The organism is Corynebacterium sp. MSK008, from assembly GCF_030232585.1.
Taxonomy (GTDB): Bacteria; Actinomycetota; Actinomycetes; order Mycobacteriales; family Mycobacteriaceae; genus Corynebacterium.
Window position 1 is genome coordinate 89051 of the sequence record NZ_JASPJX010000003.1, and the last position, 17921, is coordinate 106971.

At 64.8% G+C, this 17921-nt stretch carries 19 protein-coding genes; 13 read left to right on the forward strand and 6 right to left on the reverse strand.

Annotated elements, in window-relative coordinates; genetic code table 11:
* Window positions 1-103: 103 nt before the first annotated feature.
* Entirely contained in the window at window positions 104-1702 is a 1599-nt protein-coding gene (locus tag QP996_RS03355) for a peptide ABC transporter substrate-binding protein (RefSeq protein WP_284871212.1), read from the reverse strand.
* A gap of 213 nt (window positions 1703-1915) precedes the next feature.
* Here QP996_RS03355 and QP996_RS03360 point away from each other — a divergent pair, with 213 nt between their 5' ends.
* The 5 genes from QP996_RS03360 (at window position 1916) to QP996_RS03380 (ending at window position 7452) form a co-directional block, all read left to right on the forward strand.
* Complete coding sequence (locus QP996_RS03360) at window positions 1916-2824, forward strand: DUF808 domain-containing protein (RefSeq protein ID WP_284871213.1); 909 nt, start codon at window positions 1916-1918, stop codon at window positions 2822-2824.
* A gap of 21 nt (window positions 2825-2845) precedes the next feature.
* Window positions 2846-3898: a hypothetical protein gene (locus QP996_RS03365; RefSeq protein WP_284871214.1), complete on the forward strand. Its 1053-nt coding sequence runs from the start codon at window positions 2846-2848 to the stop codon at window positions 3896-3898.
* A 53-nt stretch (window positions 3899-3951) separates the two neighbouring features.
* The gene (locus QP996_RS03370) at window positions 3952-4371 is read left to right on the forward strand and encodes a cupin domain-containing protein (RefSeq protein ID WP_284871215.1); all 420 of its coding nucleotides are present in this window, start codon (window positions 3952-3954) and stop codon (window positions 4369-4371) included.
* A gap of 138 nt (window positions 4372-4509) precedes the next feature.
* A complete protein-coding gene (locus QP996_RS03375; protein ID WP_284871216.1) occupies window positions 4510-5958 on the forward strand; it encodes a DUF4185 domain-containing protein in 1449 nt (482 codons plus the stop codon).
* 42 nt (window positions 5959-6000) lie between these two features.
* A complete protein-coding gene (locus tag QP996_RS03380; protein ID WP_350309502.1) occupies window positions 6001-7452 on the forward strand; it encodes a DHA2 family efflux MFS transporter permease subunit in 1452 nt (483 codons plus the stop codon).
* On the opposite strand, the gene QP996_RS03385 is transcribed toward QP996_RS03380, so the two are convergent.
* Window positions 7453-7968 carry a pyridoxamine 5'-phosphate oxidase family protein gene (locus QP996_RS03385; RefSeq protein ID WP_284871217.1) on the reverse strand — a complete coding sequence of 172 codons (516 nt, stop codon included), beginning with the start codon at window positions 7966-7968 and terminating at the stop codon, window positions 7453-7455.
* Between the two features lie 81 nt (window positions 7969-8049).
* On the opposite strand from QP996_RS03385, the gene QP996_RS03390 reads away from it, so the two are divergent.
* Complete coding sequence (locus tag QP996_RS03390) at window positions 8050-8778, forward strand: spermidine synthase (protein ID WP_284871218.1); 729 nt, start codon at window positions 8050-8052, stop codon at window positions 8776-8778.
* A 4-nt stretch (window positions 8779-8782) separates the two neighbouring features.
* On the opposite strand, the gene QP996_RS03395 is transcribed toward QP996_RS03390, so the two are convergent.
* Complete coding sequence (locus QP996_RS03395) at window positions 8783-9274, reverse strand: 2'-5' RNA ligase (protein ID WP_284871219.1); 492 nt, start codon at window positions 9272-9274, stop codon at window positions 8783-8785.
* Between the two features lie 64 nt (window positions 9275-9338).
* Here QP996_RS03395 and QP996_RS03400 point away from each other — a divergent pair, with 64 nt between their 5' ends.
* A complete protein-coding gene (locus tag QP996_RS03400; RefSeq protein ID WP_284871220.1) occupies window positions 9339-9500 on the forward strand; it encodes a hypothetical protein in 162 nt (53 codons plus the stop codon).
* A 6-nt stretch (window positions 9501-9506) separates the two neighbouring features.
* Here QP996_RS03400 and QP996_RS11850 read toward each other — a convergent pair whose 3' ends face one another.
* Together QP996_RS11850 and ligD are read right to left on the reverse strand one after the other, a co-directional pair.
* Window positions 9507-9713, reverse strand: coding sequence for an ATP dependent DNA ligase (locus QP996_RS11850; protein ID WP_350309506.1), 207 nt, complete (start codon window positions 9711-9713; stop codon window positions 9507-9509).
* Window positions 9629-11800 (reverse strand): non-homologous end-joining DNA ligase, encoded by a 2172-nt coding sequence (gene ligD / locus QP996_RS03405; protein ID WP_350309503.1) that lies wholly within the window; start codon window positions 11798-11800, stop codon window positions 9629-9631. The genes QP996_RS11850 and ligD overlap by 85 nt, the downstream gene beginning before the upstream one ends.
* Window positions 11801-11835: 35 nt before the next feature.
* Between ligD and ku the strand changes: the two genes are divergently transcribed.
* From ku to QP996_RS03425, 4 genes are all read left to right on the forward strand, one after another.
* On the forward strand, window positions 11836-12666 hold the full coding sequence (gene ku, locus QP996_RS03410) for a non-homologous end joining protein Ku (protein WP_284871221.1): 831 nt from the start codon (window positions 11836-11838) through the stop codon (window positions 12664-12666).
* Window positions 12667-12779: 113 nt separating this feature from the next.
* Window positions 12780-14030, forward strand: a complete 1251-nt coding sequence (locus tag QP996_RS03415) for an ABC transporter substrate-binding protein (RefSeq protein WP_284871222.1) — start codon at window positions 12780-12782, stop codon at window positions 14028-14030.
* A 3-nt stretch (window positions 14031-14033) separates the two neighbouring features.
* Window positions 14034-15119, forward strand: coding sequence for a FecCD family ABC transporter permease (locus tag QP996_RS03420; protein WP_284871223.1), 1086 nt, complete (start codon window positions 14034-14036; stop codon window positions 15117-15119).
* 4 nt (window positions 15120-15123) lie between these two features.
* Window positions 15124-15876, forward strand: coding sequence for an ABC transporter ATP-binding protein (locus QP996_RS03425; RefSeq protein WP_284871224.1), 753 nt, complete (start codon window positions 15124-15126; stop codon window positions 15874-15876).
* Window positions 15877-15896: 20 nt separating this feature from the next.
* Here QP996_RS03425 and QP996_RS03430 read toward each other — a convergent pair whose 3' ends face one another.
* Window positions 15897-16670, reverse strand: a complete 774-nt coding sequence (locus QP996_RS03430; protein ID WP_284871225.1) for a MerR family transcriptional regulator — start codon at window positions 16668-16670, stop codon at window positions 15897-15899.
* A 48-nt stretch (window positions 16671-16718) separates the two neighbouring features.
* Here QP996_RS03430 and QP996_RS03435 point away from each other — a divergent pair, with 48 nt between their 5' ends.
* Window positions 16719-17216 (forward strand): DUF1707 SHOCT-like domain-containing protein, encoded by a 498-nt coding sequence (locus QP996_RS03435; protein WP_284871227.1) that lies wholly within the window; start codon window positions 16719-16721, stop codon window positions 17214-17216.
* Between the two features lie 36 nt (window positions 17217-17252).
* Entirely contained in the window at window positions 17253-17885 is a 633-nt protein-coding gene (locus QP996_RS03440; protein ID WP_239355555.1) for a hypothetical protein, read from the forward strand.
* The last annotated feature ends 36 nt before the right edge of the window (window positions 17886-17921 follow it).

Below are 17921 nucleotides of genomic sequence, written 5' to 3' on the forward strand. Positions count from 1 at the left end.
AGGGATACACCCGATAGTCGGAGACCGCACCGCCACGACCCAGGAAGGACGTGGACAATGCGGTCTATTTCAAAGGCGCGAATATAAATCGCGGATTGAGGCCCTACTCCTTCGTGATCTGGTAGTAGAGCGGCACCTGGTTCCATCCGAATACAACATTGTCTACGTCCTCGGAGTAGCCACCCGTCAGGTTGGAGTACCAAAGCGGGATAGCGGGCAGGTCTTGAAGCAGGATCTCCTGTGCAGCGTTGAGGTCGTCGACGGCGGCCTCCGCATCAGCGGCACCGTTGGCTTTCTTCAAAAGCTGGTCAAACTCCGGGTTGGAGTAATCGCCGTCGTTCGAGCCTGCGCCGGTGCCGTACAGCGGACCGAGGAAGTTGCTCAGCAACGGGTAGTCCGCCTGCCAGCCGGTACGGAATGCGCCTTCGATTTCCCGCTTCGTCACGTCATCACGAAGCGACTTAAAGTCCGGGTAGGCGTTACCCACAGCCTCAATGCCGAGGGTGTTACGGATGGAGTTGGTTACGGCATCCACCCACGCCTGGTGGCCGCCGTCGGCGTTGTAGGAGACAGTGAACTCGCCGTTGAACGGTGCGATTGCGTCGGCTTCAGCCCACAGACGCTTCGCCTCCTCCGGATCGTATTCCAGTACCTCAGCGCCGTTGAGTTGATCAGAGTGGCCCGGCAGCACCGGCGAGGTGAAGTCAGTCGCAGGGGTGCGGGTGCCCTCGAAGATCGTCGCGGTGATTTCCTCACGGTTAATCGCGCGGGAGATTGCTTGGCGACGCAGCACGCCCTCCTCTCCACTGAAGTGGTCGGCCTCTTCCCCAATCGTGATGGACTGGAAGATCGCGGCCGGCTGATTCACAGCGCGGTCCCCCAGCTCGTTCTCAAACGTGGAGAACGCGGAGTCCGGGATCGCGTCCAGCACATCGAGGTTGCCGGAGAGCAGGTCTGCGTACGCCGCGTCCTGCTGCGCGTAGAAGACATAGTCCAGACCGTCGTTCTGCGACTTGCGCGGCCCGTCGTATTCCTCATTGGGCACTACGAGCGCATTCTGGTTGTGGTTCCACTCCTCCAGTTTGTACGGTCCGTTAGAGATCGGGTTCTCGCCGTAGCCGTCAAAATCGTCGAAGGCGGACGGGTGCAGCGGGTAGTAGGCGCTGTATCCAAGGCGGCTCGTGAAGTCGGATTCAGGCTGCGCCAGCTCGATAGTAAAGGTCTTGTCGTCCACGACCTCAAGACCTTCGAGTTTCTTCCCCTCCTCGAACCCCTTGATCGGCTCAAGGTGGTCGGCGCCGAGCAGAGAGTTCTCCACCGTGTAATTCCACGCATCGACGAAGTCGTTCGCCGTAACGTCGGTGCCGTCTGCCCACTTCGCGTCACGCAGTGTCACACGGTAGCCAGCGTCGCCTTCCGATTCGATGGATTCCGCGAGGTCGTTGTGCACCACGCCGTCGGCGTCGTAGTAGACCAGCCCGGCGTAGATCTGATCGATGATGCGGCCGCCACCGGTCTCGTTGGTGTTGCCCGGGATGAGGGGGTTCTGCGGCTCAGAGCCGTTGACCAGGACGTAGTTATCACCACCGGTTGTTCCGCCACCGCCTGCGTTGTCGGACGAACCGGAAGAATCGCCGCACGCGACTAGCCCAAACGCCAAGGCACTGGCGCCAAGAATCGCTGCCGTCTTTTTGAGTTGCATGTGGCCTCCTTCGACCAAAACCGGAACCTAGTTGTGTACTAGATCTCATACTTAGGGTTAAGGGGTATTGCACCACATCCACAGAACAAAAGTGGCGGTTTTTATAAATAACTTTTGGGCTATAGGGGAGGTCCAAATGGCCCGCAAACTTGCCCTAAACTGACCGGGGCGCTTGCGCCAGCTTTCAATTCTCACCCCTTCGAAAGGATCCACATGGCCGGTGGCCTACTTGCTCTGCTCGACGACGTCGCCCTGATCGCCCGCCAAGCCGCCGCGAGCATCGACGATGTCGCCGGCATGACCGCAAAGACTTCTTCTAAGGCCGCCGGCGTGGTCATCGACGACGCCGCGGTGACCCCGCAGTACCTCGAAGGCGTGACGCCGGCGCGCGAGCTGCCGATGATCTGGCGCATCACCAAGGGTTCGCTACGCAACAAGCTGGTCTTCATCCTGCCGGTCGCACTGCTGCTCAACGCGTTTGCGCCGTGGGCGCTGACCCCGATTCTCATGCTCGGCGGCACCTACCTCGCGTTCGAGGGCGCGGAGAAGATTGCGCACAAGCTGTCCTCCGACGCCGACGCGGAAGCCGAAAAAGCCGCCAACAGATCCGATCAGGATGAAGACGCGCTGGTCAAGAGCGCGATCCGCACCGACCTGATCTTGTCCACGGAAATTATGTTCATCTCCCTGGACGAGGTCAAGGACCAGACGGTGTGGATGGAGGCCGCCGTGTTGATCGCGGTGGCGATCTTCATCACCATCGCCGTCTACGGTGCCGTTGCGCTTTTGGTCAAGATCGACGACATCGGCCGCGGCATGATCAAGCGCGGCAACGCCGAAAAGACTGGCCGCGCGCTAGTCAAGAGCATGCCGTACGTGCTCAACGCCATCGGCATAATTGGCACCGTGGCGATGCTGTGGGTGGGCGGCCACCTGCTCATCCGCGGTTTCGACGAGGTATTTGGTTGGCACTGGCCGCACGACGTCATCGCGATGGGCCAGGAGGCGGTCGGCGGCGGCGCGCTGGGCTGGTTGGTGGACACCGGCGTGTCCCTGGTGGCGGGCCTGGTTGTCGGTTTCATTGTGCTGGGCGTGGTGAAGCTGGTGAAGAAGGTGCGCTAGCGTCTGCCTACAATTCCCTCCATGGCAGCCAAGCAGTATTCCCTCGCCCCGTCGACGTGGGGTGCCGGCGTGGAAGTCCCGGTGGACCACGTCTCGCAGGCCGCCCTCTTCTCCGACTTCGCAGGCCGTAAAGGCACCACGTACGTCAATGTGGTGTTGGAGGCGAACCCGCTGAACCGCTCGTGGCGCGTGCGCCGTCGCAGCGGCGGCGAGCTGCCGGGCCCCGTGCTCGGCGAGGTCGCGCCCGAGTGGCGTGCGCACTTTGACGAGGTAGAGCGCGTTCACTCGTCGTTCTTGCAGCCCGCCACGGTGGCGGCGGTCAACCTCAACAAAGACACGGGGCGTTTCGACGTCCACGTGGTCCTGCCGCAGCCGCAGCTCGCAGTGCCGCGCAACAACGCGCCCGAACAGGCAGCGGTGCTGCTGCCGGGCGACATGCTGGTCATCGACACGTCCGTCGGCGAATTCGGGGCCGCGGAGCTTGCCGCCCGCTCCCCCGGCCAGTGGTTCGTGGGGCTTGTGCCTATCGACGGCACTCCGCTGGCCACCCTCGACGGCCGTGTCCTCGGCGCCGTCGCCGGGTCAGACGGCGAGGCTGTGCTCGAGTGGTTGGCAGGCTTCCCCCACGGCGGGCTGTGGGCGCGTGCAGTAGTCCTAGATGGCATGGCCGCCCTCGACGCCGCCGCCCCGGACGAGGGCACAGAGCAGATTCCCGCTTTGCATGCCGCGCCGCAACGACGCCCGGATCCGTGGCAGCTCATCGAGTTCCCCGGCGGCGGCTGGGCCGTCACCGTGGAGCGTGACTTCGCCACCGACCCGGGCGATGAGGTCAAGCCGAAGCACACCGCCCGCTACGTCTCGCTCGGCGGCGGCGGCCGCCCCGAGGAGCTCGCCGCGCCGACGGAGATGTTCGGCCGCGTGGATGAGCCCACCGAAGCCGAAGCGCCGAAACGACCGGAGCCGACCGCCGTGGCGGCGCAAAACACCCGGGGCGGCTACCTCACCGAGGTGGAGAAGGTCCAGCTCAGGAGGAAGAACCGGGGGCGACGGAGGGGCGGACGCCACCGTCGATAAGCAAAAGCTCCTAGGCTCGGAGGTGGACAACTTCCGACAACCGAGGAGGCATGATGGCTGACAAGGGACCGAACCCGCATGTAGTGGATATTGAGAAGGCGACGCTGGACAACGAGGCGTTCCGCGACACGCTGTGGACCGGCAAGAACCTGCAGTTGACTGTGATGACCATCCCGGTCGGCGGCGAAATCGGCGCCGAGATCCACGACGACCACGACCAGTTCCTCCGCCTCGAAGAAGGCGAGCTGCGCGCGCAGATCGGCCCGTCCGAGGACGACCTGGAGATCGACGAAGTGATCAAGGCCGACTGGGCCGCATTCGTGCCGGCCGGCAAGTGGCACAACTTTGTCAACGAATCCGACGCCCCGGCGAAGCTGTACTCCATCTACGCCCCGCCGGAGCACGCCCCCGGCACCCGCCACGAGACGAAGGCGGACGCCGACAACGACCCGGAGGAAACCGCCGCGGTTTAAACGCAGCGCTAGCGAAAGCCCGGAAGCGACAGGTTCGCTTCCGGGCTTTTTCGCACGGCGGCTCAGGTGTGTTTCAGGTGCTAGAGTGCTCTCTGGTTCTAAAATGTCTAACCAACACCTGTAGAAAAGGCGAGCCTCATGCGCACCAAGACAACCCCGAAGATCCTTCTCAGCGCTGGTGTGGCTAGCGCCCTCGTACTGTCCCCTGTGGCCGCACCAAAGGCCCACGCGGAGTCGAGCCTGTCCAGCCTCTCTTCCTCCTCCGGCACCCCCGCGAAGAAACGCGAGAAGAAACCGTGGGTGCCCGTCGAGCCGCCGAAGAAGACCGCGTCGAAGCCGCTGCGCCTACCCAACGGCACCACCATTCAAATCATGGACGACGTGCTGGGCAGATACTCCGCCCACACCGGGTTCCGCACCGGCGACCTCGGCGCGATGGCGCCGATGGGCAACGACGAATTCGCCATGATTTTCGGCGACTCCTTCCGCGGCAACTTCGGCCAAGGATGGATGAGCCCAGTCGGCGTGGTGGCCACCATGGACGAAGACGGATTTATCAAGATCCTCCGCCCCATCGACAACACCTCCGAGGTCAGCGACATGATCTCGTACCACCGCATCAACGACAGCACCTTGATCCCCTCCGACGTGATCAACATCGACGGCACCCTGTACCTGCACGGCACCTTCCACGCCCCCTTCGGCGACGTGGTCTCCTCCAACGTGTGGAAGTCCGACAACGGCGGCACAACCTGGGAAGAAATCAGCTCCACCCCCGGCACGCACTTGCGGGGTATGACGCAGCTGCTCAGCTGGGACAAGGGCCCGGACGGCTACATCTACGCCACCTCCACCAAGTTCGGCCGGAAGTCGCCGGTGTACCTGTGGCGTTTTGCGCCGGAAGACATTGACAAACCGGGCAACTGGGAGGGATACAGCGCCCAGATCGGCGACTTTACCGACAAAGCGGAACCGATCCTGAATGACAACGTGCAGGCTGGCGAGATGTGCCTGCGCTACATCGACGGGCACTGGGTCCTGGTCATGTTCAACGAGGCCACGCTGAGCGTGGAGGTGCGCATCTCCGAGACCTTGGGACGCAACTGGGACGATGTGCGCGTGGCCAAGATCGCGCGGAACGGGTCCTGGAGTAACCCCCAGTCGCCGCTGAACTGGTCGCAGCCCTACGGCGGCTACATCGTGCCGGGCTCTCACCTGGACAACATGGACATTGTTATCTCCCAGTGGAACACCTCCGACAACAGCCGCTACACCGCCACCCAGTTCAACGTGAAGGGGCTGGACAAGGTCTACGGCATCGACGCCGACGCGGTGCGTGAAGAGCCGGAGGTCACAGTGGTCAAGCAGGGCTCTGGGGCCACCGCGGAGATGGAGGCGGAGGACAACCTGGTCAAGGACAAGCCGGAGCTGTTCATGTCCTCCGAGGACAGCGACGCGCTGCGCACGGTGCGCACCGTCGGCATCATCCTCGGTGTGCTCGCTGGCGTCGGTGCCATCGGTGCCGTGACGCTGCCGCTGTATCGGGACATGCTGCCGGAGCCGATCCAGCAGATGCTGCCGATCTAGGCCTTCCGATTAGGCCCAGCGAAGCCCAGTATCATCTCCCCGGTGCAGGAAACCTCAACTCGCTCACCGTGGCCGGCCTTGTGGTCGATGATGCTGGGCTTTTTCATGATCCTGGTGGATTCCACCATCGTTTCGGTGGCCATCCCCGCGATCTCGGAGGGGCTTGGCGCCTCGTACAACGAGGTGATTTGGGTCAACTCCGCGTACCTTTTGGCGTACGCGGTGCCGCTGTTGATCACCGGCCGCCTCGGCGACCGTTTCGGCCCCCGCAACATCTACCTGATCGGTCTAACACTGTTCACGGCGTCCTCGCTGGCGTGTGGTTTGGCGTCGTCCGCAGCCGCGTTGATCACGGCCCGCGCGTTCCAGGGCCTCGGTGGGGCGATGGTCACCCCGCAAACGATGTCGGTGATGATCCGCACGTTCTCTCCGAAAGAGCGCGGCGGCGCGATGGGCGTGTGGGGCGCCACTGCGGGCCTCGCCACTGTGACGGGCCCGCTGTTGGGCGGTGTGCTTGTCGACGCCTCCGGTTGGCCCTGGATCTTCTTCGTCAACGTGCCTATCGGTCTGCTCGGCCTGGTGTTGGCGTGGATCTACGTCCCGCGGCTGGAGAAGACGAACCGGCACTTCGACTGGGTAGGCGTTGCATTGAGCACGGTGAGCATGTTCTGCCTTGTCTTCGGCATCCAGGAGGCGGAGAACTTCAACTGGGACTGGCGCGTGTGGGCGCTGGTGCTCGCAGGTGCGGCGACGATGGCGCTGTTTTTCCGCTGGCAGTCGCGGCAGGGCGGCAGCGCGCTGGTGCCGTTGGCACTGTTCAACGACCGTAACTTCTCCCTGGCCGGTGCCACCATCTCCACTGTCGGATTCGCTGTTTCCACCTACATCATTCCGTGGATGATCTACGTGCAGACGGTGCAGGGCTTCACCCCCACCCAGGCGGCGCTGCTGGTGCTGCCGTCGGGTGTGGTCTCCGGACTGCTGTCGCCCTGGATTGGCAAACTCACCAACACGCACGACCCGAAGCCCTTCGCGATCACCGGCCTGTCCCTGGCGGCGGTGTCCATGGGTATCTCCGCGCTGATCACCACCCCGGCGGTGGATCCCCGCTGGATGTACGCGGTCGCCGTGGTCTACGGCGTGGCCAACTCGTTGATATGGGGCCCGCTTTCCATGATCGCCACCCGCAACCTGGACCCGCGCCTGGCCGGCGCCGGCTCGAGCGTGTACAACACCACCCGCCAGATCGGCGCGGTGATCGGCTCGGCGGCGATCGCGGTCATGATGTCGTCGCAGCTCGCCGCAAAGCTTGGCGATGGGGCGGGCGCGGGTGATTTCGCCGCCACCGGTCAAGCCACAGGCCCGCTCCCAGAGGCGCTGCATGAGCCGTTCGCGCTGGCGATGGGCAACTCAATCTGGCTGCCATGCGCCGTCATCGCGGCCGGCGCTGTCGCCGCCTGCTTCTTCGCGCGGACGAAATCCTGGAACGACTAACTACACGCCGCCGGGCAGCGGGATGCGTTCCCAATCCCCCAACTCATCGCGGCGGTAGATCAACTTGTCGGCGTGCTCCCGGTTGCCCCAGAGCTGGAAGAACTCGAAGTGCTCCGGCTCGATACACCACATGTTGAGCCTCTCGCCGTCGAACTTCCTATGCGCGGTGCCCTTCACGCGCACGGAGCGGCGCAGCGGCTGCCACCAGAAGTTCAGCGCCGCGCCCCCGGACACCTCCAGCTGCTTCACGGTGGCGGTTCGCTTCCCAGTGCCGAAGTGGAACCCGTCGGAATTCAGGTGGAGTAGATCGACGATGCGCACCTCGGGAAGCCCGCGCTCGTCTACAGTGGCGAGGGAGACGGCGGAGACGTCGCGAAGCCCCTCGTCCACGGCGTACTCGAACCACTCGGCGAACAACACGTTGGGGTCGCGGGGCAGCGAGGCGAAGTCAACCTCGATACGCGAGGTCTGCCACTTCTCTAACCCCGCGATATAGTCCTGCGACAGGTAAATCATGGCGCAAGCGTATCAACGAAACGCCCCACAATCATCAAAATCACATGCGATACCAGCCACACAACAGGTATGTATGGTCCCATGGCAGAGCGCACCCGCAAGCCCCGCGCTCGGAAGAAGCGCATCGAGGGCACGTACCCCATTGACACCGGCACGGCCACAATCGTCGCGGACCCTGAGCGCGACGGCGCCTATGTGCTGGAAGTCAACCGGGTGCCGTCGTCGTACGTCGTGCCCGGCGCGCCGGAGGTGCTGGAGTACGACTACATGCGGTGGATCGCGGACTTCATTGAGGTCGCTGACCTGCCACAGCCGTTTACTGCGGTGCACTTGGGCGCGGCTGGCTGCGCGCTTCCGAGCTACGTGCAGCACCGGTGGGACAGCCGCAACATCGCCGTCGAGCTGGACCGGGGGTTGGCCCGCCTGGTGCGCAACGCCTTCGACCCGCCGGTGGAAATCGCGGTGGCGGAAGCCCGCGCGTTCACCCACGCGCTCGCGCCGGGCTCGGTAGACGTTATTGTGCGCGACGCTTTCGCAGGCCCCGACACTCCCCGACCGCTGACCACGGTGGAGTTCTACCGGGCGGCGCACCGGGCGCTATCGCCGGGCGGGTTGTTCGTGGCCAATATCGGCGATGTGGCCGGCCTGCCACGCACGCGCGCCACCCTCGCCGGGCTGCAGCAGGTTTTCGCTCACACCGCCGCGATGTTGACGGGACGGGGCTACGGCAACGTCGTCGTCGCCGCATCCGATGCGCCGCTGGCAGGCGCACAGTTGCCTATCGACGGCACTTCGCCCCTCCACGATTAGCCCCCTAGAACTCGAATTCGGTGCCCAAACTCGGCTGGTAGAACGCGGCCCGCTGCGCAGTGAGCTCCTTGAAGTGAGGCGAGGTGACCTCCTGCAGCGCGGCGATGTAGTCCGGCACGATGCCCTTGGGCAGGCGCAGCCCCATGGTCAGGTGCGGGATCCAGCGCTCCCCGCGGCCCTCCGGGTTGGCGGCGCTGACGGCTCGGGCTGCGCGCCCAAGATCCTCCGGTGCCTCAAGCAGCCAAGCCACGGTCTGCTTGGACTTGGTGCCGAAGATGGCGATGCCGGAGCGTCGTAAAGCTGCAGGCAACACCCGCGGCAAAAGGTCGCTCGCCGCGGCGATGGCGTGGCGGTGCATGGTGGGCGCAAAGGTGACAGAGATGTGCGGGCGCTGGTGCTGCCGCGGGAAACCGCGCTCGGCGAGCTCGGTGTAGATCGCGCGGACAGCCTGCTCCTCCGCCTCGGGTAGGCGCAGCAGAATGTTCTCGGGCGACATTGGGCCGAGGGTACCCGCTTATCGCGCGTACCATGGGGCGCTCACGCGAACGAAAGGAACAACAATGCAAAACGATCCCGCAAAGCCCGGCTACACCACCAAAGGCAGCCCGAACAAGCCGGTCGATCACGATGAGGACCAGTTCGCCCAAGACACCGGCTCCGCGCTCGGCTACGGCGAGACCGCAGAGGAGACGGTGGACGACACCACCAACGAGCAGGAGTAATTCCGCTCAGACCTCCCAGCGAACCTCGCTGGGGTCCTTGTCCTCGCGCCAGCCCCTCCAGGATGCCTGGCGCACTTTTTTGTCCGCGGTGGCGCCGGCAAGCTGCACCTCGGCGACGAACTTCGGGGTCACCCACCAGGCGTCGCTCGCGTCGGAGGCGGGGATGTCAATAGGTGGGGTCTTACGCTCGACGCGGCGCAGCTTGCGGCCGATCTCGGCGAGCTGGGCGTTGGAAAACCGGTGCCCACCCGTCCCGCGTAGCGCAGCTCGCCAGCGCCGTCCGGCACCGCGACCAACAGCGAGGCGATGCCGCGCTTGCCGGTGCGCACACCGACGACCACCACCTCCTGGTGCAAGGCGCGCTTGACCTTCAGCCACGCCCGCGAGCGCTCCCCCGGCGCGTAGGCGGCGTCGGTGCGTTTGGCCACCACGCCCTCTAGACCGAGCTCCTCGGCGGTGCGCCATGCGGTGTCGAAGGAGCCGGTGTACGCGGGCGGAATGACCACGCGCTCGGTCTCGGTGAATTGCTCGAGCAGCTCGCGGCGGGTGCGCCAGGGCTCGGCGGTGAGGTCGCGCCCGCCCAGGCGCAGCAGGTCGAAGACAATGTAGCGCAGGTTTGCCTCTGTGTCGTGAGCGCCGTGTTGGTCGGCGCGGTGCAGGGCGGAGAAGTCTGGCCTGCCGTCTGCGTCGAGGGCGACGAGTTCGCCGTCGACGCAGCCGCCGTCGCCAAGCAATTGTGCGAGCTCGTCCGTGTGGGGAAAGAGGTTCGTGTAGTCCTTGCCGCTGCGGCTGCGCAGCCGGACCGTGTCGCCGACGTCGGCGAGGATGCGGTAGCCGTCCCACTTCATCTCGTAAGCGAACTCGGCGCCGTCTTGCTGCTCGAGGGCGATCTCGCCGCGAGTGGCTGCGGTAGGCAGCATCGGCGCCAGCGGTGTTGCACTGGGCGCGGCGCTGGGTTGGCTGCGTGTGAGCTTGAGCAGCCAATTCTTCTCGTCGGTGCGGATGAGCGCGAAGCGGCGCGGGATGCCGCCCAAACCGCCGCCGTCGCGGCCGTGGAGGATGGCGATGATTTCCCGGTCCCGCCACTTTTCAATCTCGCAGGTGCCGATGTCCCAGATTTTCACCGTGCCCGCACCGTACTGGCCCTTCGGGATAGTGCCCTCGAACTCGGCGTACTCGATCGGGTGGTCCTCGGTCTGCACAGCGAGGCGGTTGACGTCGGTTTCTAGCGGCGGGCCTTTCGGCACGGCCCAGGACACGAGCACCCCCTCGTGCTCGAGGCGGAAATCCCAGTGCAGATGGGAGGCGTCGTGCTCGCCGATGACGAAGATCGGCTCGCCCGCGCGCGGGGCCGGGGCGGCGTCGGGCACGGGCTCGCCGGTCTTGTCCTTGTCGCGCATGGAGCGGTAGGTGGCCAGCCGATCCTCCCCCGGCGCGCCGAGGACCGCAATGGGGTCGAGGCCGTCTTCGACGCGCGCGATGACCTCCTCAAACTCCAGCTGCCGCAACGCCGGGTCCGCGATCTCCTCCCACGTGCGCGGCGCCGCCACCGTGGGGCGCTCGCGCCCGCGCAGCGAGTACGGGCTAATGGTGGTTTTCTTTCCGTTGTTCTGGCTCCAGTCGATGAACACCCGCCCCTTGCGCTCCGCCTTCGCCATGGCGGCGGTGATGCGGTCCGGGTGCGCGCGCTGCAGGTGCTGCGCGAGGGTCTTGGCCACCTCGGTCACTGCCTCTGCGTCGCTGGTGCCGTCCAGGCCCGCGTACAGGTGAATGCCTTTGGACCCAGAGGTCACCGGCACGCAGGTCAGCCCCATGTCTTCGAGGATCTCGCGGCACTCCAGCGCGATTTCTGCGGTGTCGTGCAATTCAACGCCGGGGCCCGGGTCGAGGTCCAGCACCAGCCGGTCCGGGTTGTTCGGTTTCCCGTCCGCGCCGAATCGCCATTGCAGAGTGTGCAGCTCGAGTGCCGCGACTTGGGAAAGCCACGCGAGGGTGGCGGAGCCGTCGATAAGCGGATACGCGTTGACGCTCGTGGTGTGTTGGATGGTGCCGGTGGGTATCCACGCGGGCGCGGAATCCTCGAGGTCTTTGCGAAAGAAGCTTTGCTTATCGACGCCTTCGGGCCACCTCTTCCTGGTCACCGGCCGCCGCCTCGCCTGCGGGATGAGCACGTCGGCGACCGCCTGGTAGTAGCGCATGACATCGGCCTTTGTAGTGCCGGTAGCCGGGTACAGCACTTTTCCGAGGTTGCTCACGGTGAGCTCGCGGCCGCCGACGCGGACCTTCTGGTCATTGCCCATGGCCCCACTGTAGAGGCGTGCGTAGAGTAAGGCGCATGCGCGCAGTTTGGACCGGTTCCGTCACATTCGGCCTTGTCAACGTCCCCGTCAAGGCGTACGGGGCGACCGAGGACCACGATTTGTCATTCCACCAAGTCCACGACAAAGACGGCGGGCGCATCCGCTACGAACGGCGCTGCGAGGTCTGCGGAGAAAAGGTGGAGTACAAGCACATCGACAAAGCGTTTGAGGAAGACGGGGACACGGTCGTGCTCACCGACGAGAACTTCGACTCCCTGCCCGAAGCCGACAACGACGAGATTGAAGTTGTGCAGTTTATGCCCGCGGACCAGATCGATCCGTTGATGCTGGAGAAGTCCTACTACCTGGCGCCCGAGGGCAAGACACCGAAGTCATATTTGTTGCTGCGGCAGACCTTGCTGAATTCGGATTTGATCGCCGTGGTGCGCTTTGCCCTGCGGAAAAAGACCAGGTTGGGCGTGCTGCGGGTGGTGAACAAGGTGATCGTGCTGCAGGGGCTGATGTGGGCCGACGAGGTACGCGAGCTCGACTTCGACGACGAATTTAAAGGCACCAAGTCGCGCGCGAAAATCGGCGAGAAGGAGCTGAAGCTGTCCAAGCAGCTCGTGGAGAGCTACGCCTCCGACTTCACGCCCGAAGAGTTCGAAGACGACTACCAGGCGGAGCTGCGCAAACTCATCGACGCGAAATTCGAAGAGGGCGAGACCCTAGACACCGAGGCGACGTTCGGCGCGGAGGGTTCAGATGACGGTTCCGAGGACGATGACAACGTGGTGGACCTGATGGCCGCGCTGAAAGCGTCGCTGGACAAGCGTGGCGGCGGGCAGAAGGGTAAGAGCGCCTAAGTCCGCGCCCCGCTTCCCTCGCGACAGTTGACAATAAGCTTAGGCTTACCTTAGTGTCACTATAGTTCCTGCAACTTAGCTTATGCTAACATCACTTAACGAAGGGAAACGTGGTGAAACGTTCACACCGGATCGGCACCCTCGCCGTCTCACTCGCGACCGTCTGCGGCCTGGTCGCTTGCTCGGGCACCGAAACAACCCCCACTGCCGGCAACGAAACCGGCACTGAGGTCAGCACCGGAGTCAGCACAGAGGCGGGCGGCACCGCTGCCACAACTCAGACCCGATCTGCTGAGGGCGCGGTCACCGTCACCGACGCCGCCGGCCGCACGCTTCAGTTCGACGAACTTCCGGAGCGCATCGTGCTGGCGGAGGGCCGCGCAGCTTTCGCCACTGCCCTGCTGCAGGACAATCCGCTGGACAATGTTGTTGCCTACGGCCAGGACTTGGAAAAGGCGGCCGGGGCGTTCCGCGAGAAGCTCTTCGAGATGCAGCCAGAAGCGAAGGACATGCCGGAGATCGGCATGATCCAAAAGGGCGACGTCACCGTGGAGAACCTGCTGGCGCAAAAGCCGGACGTGGTGATCATGACGCTGGACCAGAAGAAGTCCGTGGAAGAAAGCGGCTTCATCTCAGACTTGGACGCGGCCGGCATCACCTACGCGTTCATTGATTTCCGCCAGAAGCCGCTGGAAAACACCACGGTGTCCATGCAGCTGCTGGGCGACCTGCTCGGCCAGAGCGAGCGTGCGCAGAAGTACAACGAGTTCTACCAGGCCAAGGTCAAGGAGATCACTGACCGGGCGGCGAAGATCGTCGATAAGCCGGATGTGCTGCTGTGGACAGCCGCCGGGTTCAGCGATTGCTGCGCCGTCGCCGGGGATGTGCACCTGGGCACGCTGATCACCGCCGCGGGCGGGCACAACTTGGGCCCCGAGGTGCTCGGCCCGGAGACGAAGACCCTCACCCCGGAGAAGCTGGTCGAGCTCAATCCGGACAAGCTCATCGTCACCGGCGGCGAGTGGGCGCGCGACCCGAACAAGGCGGACACCTTCCGCCACGTCGAGCTGGGCTACCAGTCCAACCCCGACCTTGTGCTCGAAACGTGCGAAGGCCCGCTGCAGCAGCCGGGCATGGAGCTTCTCGACGCACCAAAGGAAGGCAACTACTTCGCCATCTACCACCAGTTCTACGACAATCCCTTCAACGTGTTCGCCCTCGAGGCGTTTGCGAAGTGGCTGCACCCGGACGAGTTCGCGGACCTGGACCCGGCGCAGGACTTCAAGGACTTCCACAAGGAGTGGCTGCCGTTCGAGTACAGCGGCGTGTTCTTCGTCGACCCCGCACACCCGGAGGCGATGTAGGGCATGACCACGCACGTGCCCGCAAAACCCGACGTGGCCGAGGACACCCGCCGGACCGCGATTGACAGTTACCTCAAGCGCGGGCGGAAGAAGTCCTTCGCCATTGCCGGCCTGCTGGTCGCGGTAGTGGTGAGCTTCCTGTTCGCCGTTGTGGTCGGCCCGATCGACATCGCCGCGGCCGAAGTATTTAACGCGGTGTTCCACCCAGAGCGGGTGGACGAGCAGACCCTGGTGGTGATTCGCACGCTGCGCTTGCCGGCCGCGGTAATGGCGGTGCTGTGCGGTGCCGCGCTGGGGCTTGCGGGCGGGCAGATGCAGACGATTTTGGACAACCCGCTGGCGGAGCCGTTCACCCTCGGTATCTCGGCCGCAGCGGCGTTCGGCGCCGCGCTGTCCATCGTGATGGGCTGGTCGCTGGTGGCCAACCCGCAGTTCAACCTCGCCGCCACCGCCGCGCTGGCGGCGCTGATCGCCGTGGCGATTGTGGCGGGCGCTTCAGTGTGGCGCGGCGCCACGGCCGAGTCGATGATTCTGCTCGGCATCGCCCTGTCCTTCTTCTTCCAGGCCTTGCTGTCGCTGCTGCAGTACGGCGCCAACGTTGAGGCGCTACAGCAGATCGTCTTCTGGACCCTGGGGTCGATGCAGCGCGCAAACTGGACAGCGAACATCATCCTCGCTGTTGTCCTCGCTGCGGCGATCCCGTTCTGCGTGGCCAACGCGTGGCGCCTGACCGCGCTGCGGCTTGGCGACGACCGCGCCGCCGCCCTCGGCATCGACGTCAAACGCCTGCGCCTTGCCACCCTGCTCGTCGCATCGTTTTTGGCGGCCGCGTCTGTGGCGTTTACCGGCATCATCGGGTTCATCGGGCTCGTCGGGCCCCACGTGGCGCGCATGCTCGTGGGCGAAGACCAGAAGTTTTTCCTCCCCGCCGCGGCCGCCGCGGGCGCGATGCTGCTGAGCTTGGCCTATGCCGTGTCGCTGTCTATCATCCCCGGCCTGGCCATCCCGATCGGCATCATCACCTCGCTGGTCGGCGTGCCGTTTTTCGTGTTCCTCATCTTCACCCGTACCCGCCGGAAGGGGGCCTAAAACCATGACTGTTAGCGCGCAGAACCTCTCCGTTTCCTACGGACGGTCCACCATCGTGCACTCGTTGTCGTTCGGCCCGCTCGAGGGCGGGACGGTCGTCGGCCTGATCGGCCCCAATGCCGCCGGCAAGTCGACGCTGGTAAAAGCCATCGCCGGGATTAAAAAGCCGACGGCGGGGTCGGTGACCATCAGCAAGGGCGGCGCGGAGCTCACCGGCAGGGACCGCGTGGAGGCAATCGGCTACGTGCCGCAGGACCTGTTGAGCAGCGCCACGCTGACCGCGTTCGAATCGGTCATGGTCTCCGCCCGCCGCCGCGGCGTCGACGGGTGGGACCCGCTGGAGCGCACCGCCGATGTCATGCACCGTTTGGGTATCACGCATCTGTCCGACCGGCTGGTCTCGGACATGTCGGGTGGTCAGCGCCAGCTCGTCGCCGTCGCACAGATGCTGGTGCGCGAGCCGAGCGTCATGCTTCTCGACGAACCCACGTCCGCCCTCGACCTACGCCACCAAGTCGAACTGCTCCAGCTCATCTGCCACGAAGTCCGCGGGACCAACCGGGTAGCGCTGGTGGCCATCCACGACCTGAACCTCGCCGCCCGCTACTGCGACGAGCTGCTCGTGCTCAAGGCCGGCCGCCTCGTCGGCCAAGACACACCCCATGCGGTGCTCACTCCCGACCTGCTCGAAGACGTGTACGGCTTCCGCGCCCGCGTCCTAGACGACGCCGGTGTGCCCGTGGTCTGCCCCGTGTAGGGAGGACAAGTGGGGCGTGGTTAGCCCCACTGCGGGTTGTCCACGTCCACGCCTTCGGCCGCCGCGTGGGCGGTGACCAGCTCGAGCAGGTAGTCCTGCGCGCCGCCGTAGGCTTCGTGGAAGCGCGCGTCGCCAACGTACATGCGCGCGAGGATGAGCTGGCGCGCCGGGGTGACGTCGTACCACTGGGCGATGCTTGCGCGGTGGCGCTCCACCAGGGCTTCGGCTTCCTCGGAGCCGGGTTCCACGCCTGCGTCGCGGGCTTTGACCAAGTCCGTGGCGAGCGCGTCCTGTTCTTCCTGCAGGCGTTTGAAGTCGCCTTCGCCCATCTGCGAGAGCTTTTCTTGGGACTGCGCCCACTCCGGGGTATCTCCCCAGCGCTGCTCGGCTTCTTCCTGGTAGGCGGGCATATCCTCGCCGAGGTACTTCTTCATTGCGTCCATGTCGATGGATCCTTTCGTTGCGTTGTCAATGAGGTGCTGGACAGATGTGAGTTGGGCGTCGAGCGTGCGCCGTCGAGAAGCGAGTGCTTCTTGGTGGTGCTTGAGGGCGCGGGTGAGGGTGGCTCCGGAGGCGTCGAGAAGCTGCGCGATCTGCGCAAGCGGCACGCCGACGCCGCGGTAGAGGGCGATGGCCGCACCGCGCTCGAGGTCCGCCTCGCTGTAAACGCGGTGGTCGGCCCACGTGCGCGCGGGTGCGATGAGGCCGAGCGCCTCCCAGTGGCGCAGCGCCTTGGTGGAAACCCCGAGAGCCTCGGCGGCCTCGCCGATCGTGTACTCGATACCATCTGTCATGAATGCGATTGAACAGCTTGCCGCAGGGGCAAGCGCAAGTTGGGAGCGATGATGGACGAAATCCGCGTGGGCGACGCCGAGCGTTCGGACGCGCTGGACCGGCTGGGCACGCTATTCGCAGACGGCTACCTGGATGTGGGCGAGTTTGAGGAACGCACAGGTCAAGCCGCCGTTGCGCGCACGCGCGGGGAGCTTTCGGTGCTTTTCGACGACCTCCCGGCCGAACCCGCGGCATTGGAGAAGCGGACGCCGTCCGAGATCGAGCTGGATGAGAAACTCGCAGCGAAGCGGAAGATGGACACCGCGATCTACACCACCCTCATCGGCGGCCTGGCGGTCTATTTTGTGCTGCAGATTGGGCTGGATCTGGACTACGCCTGGGTGGTGTGGCCGGTGATGGGCATACTCGCGGTCGCTTGGTACGCCATCTTCGACATCTCCCACGAGGAATACAAGGTCCTCGAGGAACTGCTGGAGAAGGAGCGTGCTGATCGCGCCGAGCGGCTGAAACTCGCCGCCGAGCGCCGCAAAGAGCTTGGGAAATAGCCGCGAGTTCCTGTGCGCGCCGGTTAGAGTGGGTGCATGCGTTTTCGTCGCGCGCTCGCGCTTGTTGTAGTCGGTTCTGTCGGTGTGGTTTCGGGTTGCGCTGGGGGTGGCGAGCCCGAGACCGTGGTGGTCACGTCCACGCAGTGGGTGGATCCGGATTCGGGCGCGGTTGTGGAGTCTGGCGAGGATTCGGCACCAGTCGAGGCATCTGAGGCCGCGCCCGAAGCACCAGCCGAAGAAGATGCACCTGCCGATAGCCCTGCGGAAGACGCGCCGGTAGTCGTCGACTCGAACGGTGACCTGCTCGTCACCGGCAACGTGGAGGCGTGGTCGACCGAACAGGCCCGGAAGGGCCGCCCTGCTCCGGCCAACGAAGACCCGGACAACGTGTACTACGTGCTGGTCTTCGACTCCCCTGCCAACATCACGGCGACTAAGGCCGGAAGCCAGGTGGCGCAGGAAAGTCCCTTCGCCCGCCTCGGGTCTGTGCAGCACTGGGATTTCGGAACCTCAGATCACACCAACGGCTGGGACGAATACGTAGGAAAGCGGGTGCGGCTGCGGGTTCCACCTAGCCACTTCTCGTACTCATCCGACATGAGCCTGCCCTTCGGCAGCCAGCTCATGCTCAACGACAACGCCGAAGTGGGCATTGAAGTGCTAAATTAACCCCCCTCGAACGGGTGTTCTATTTTCGAATGGCCG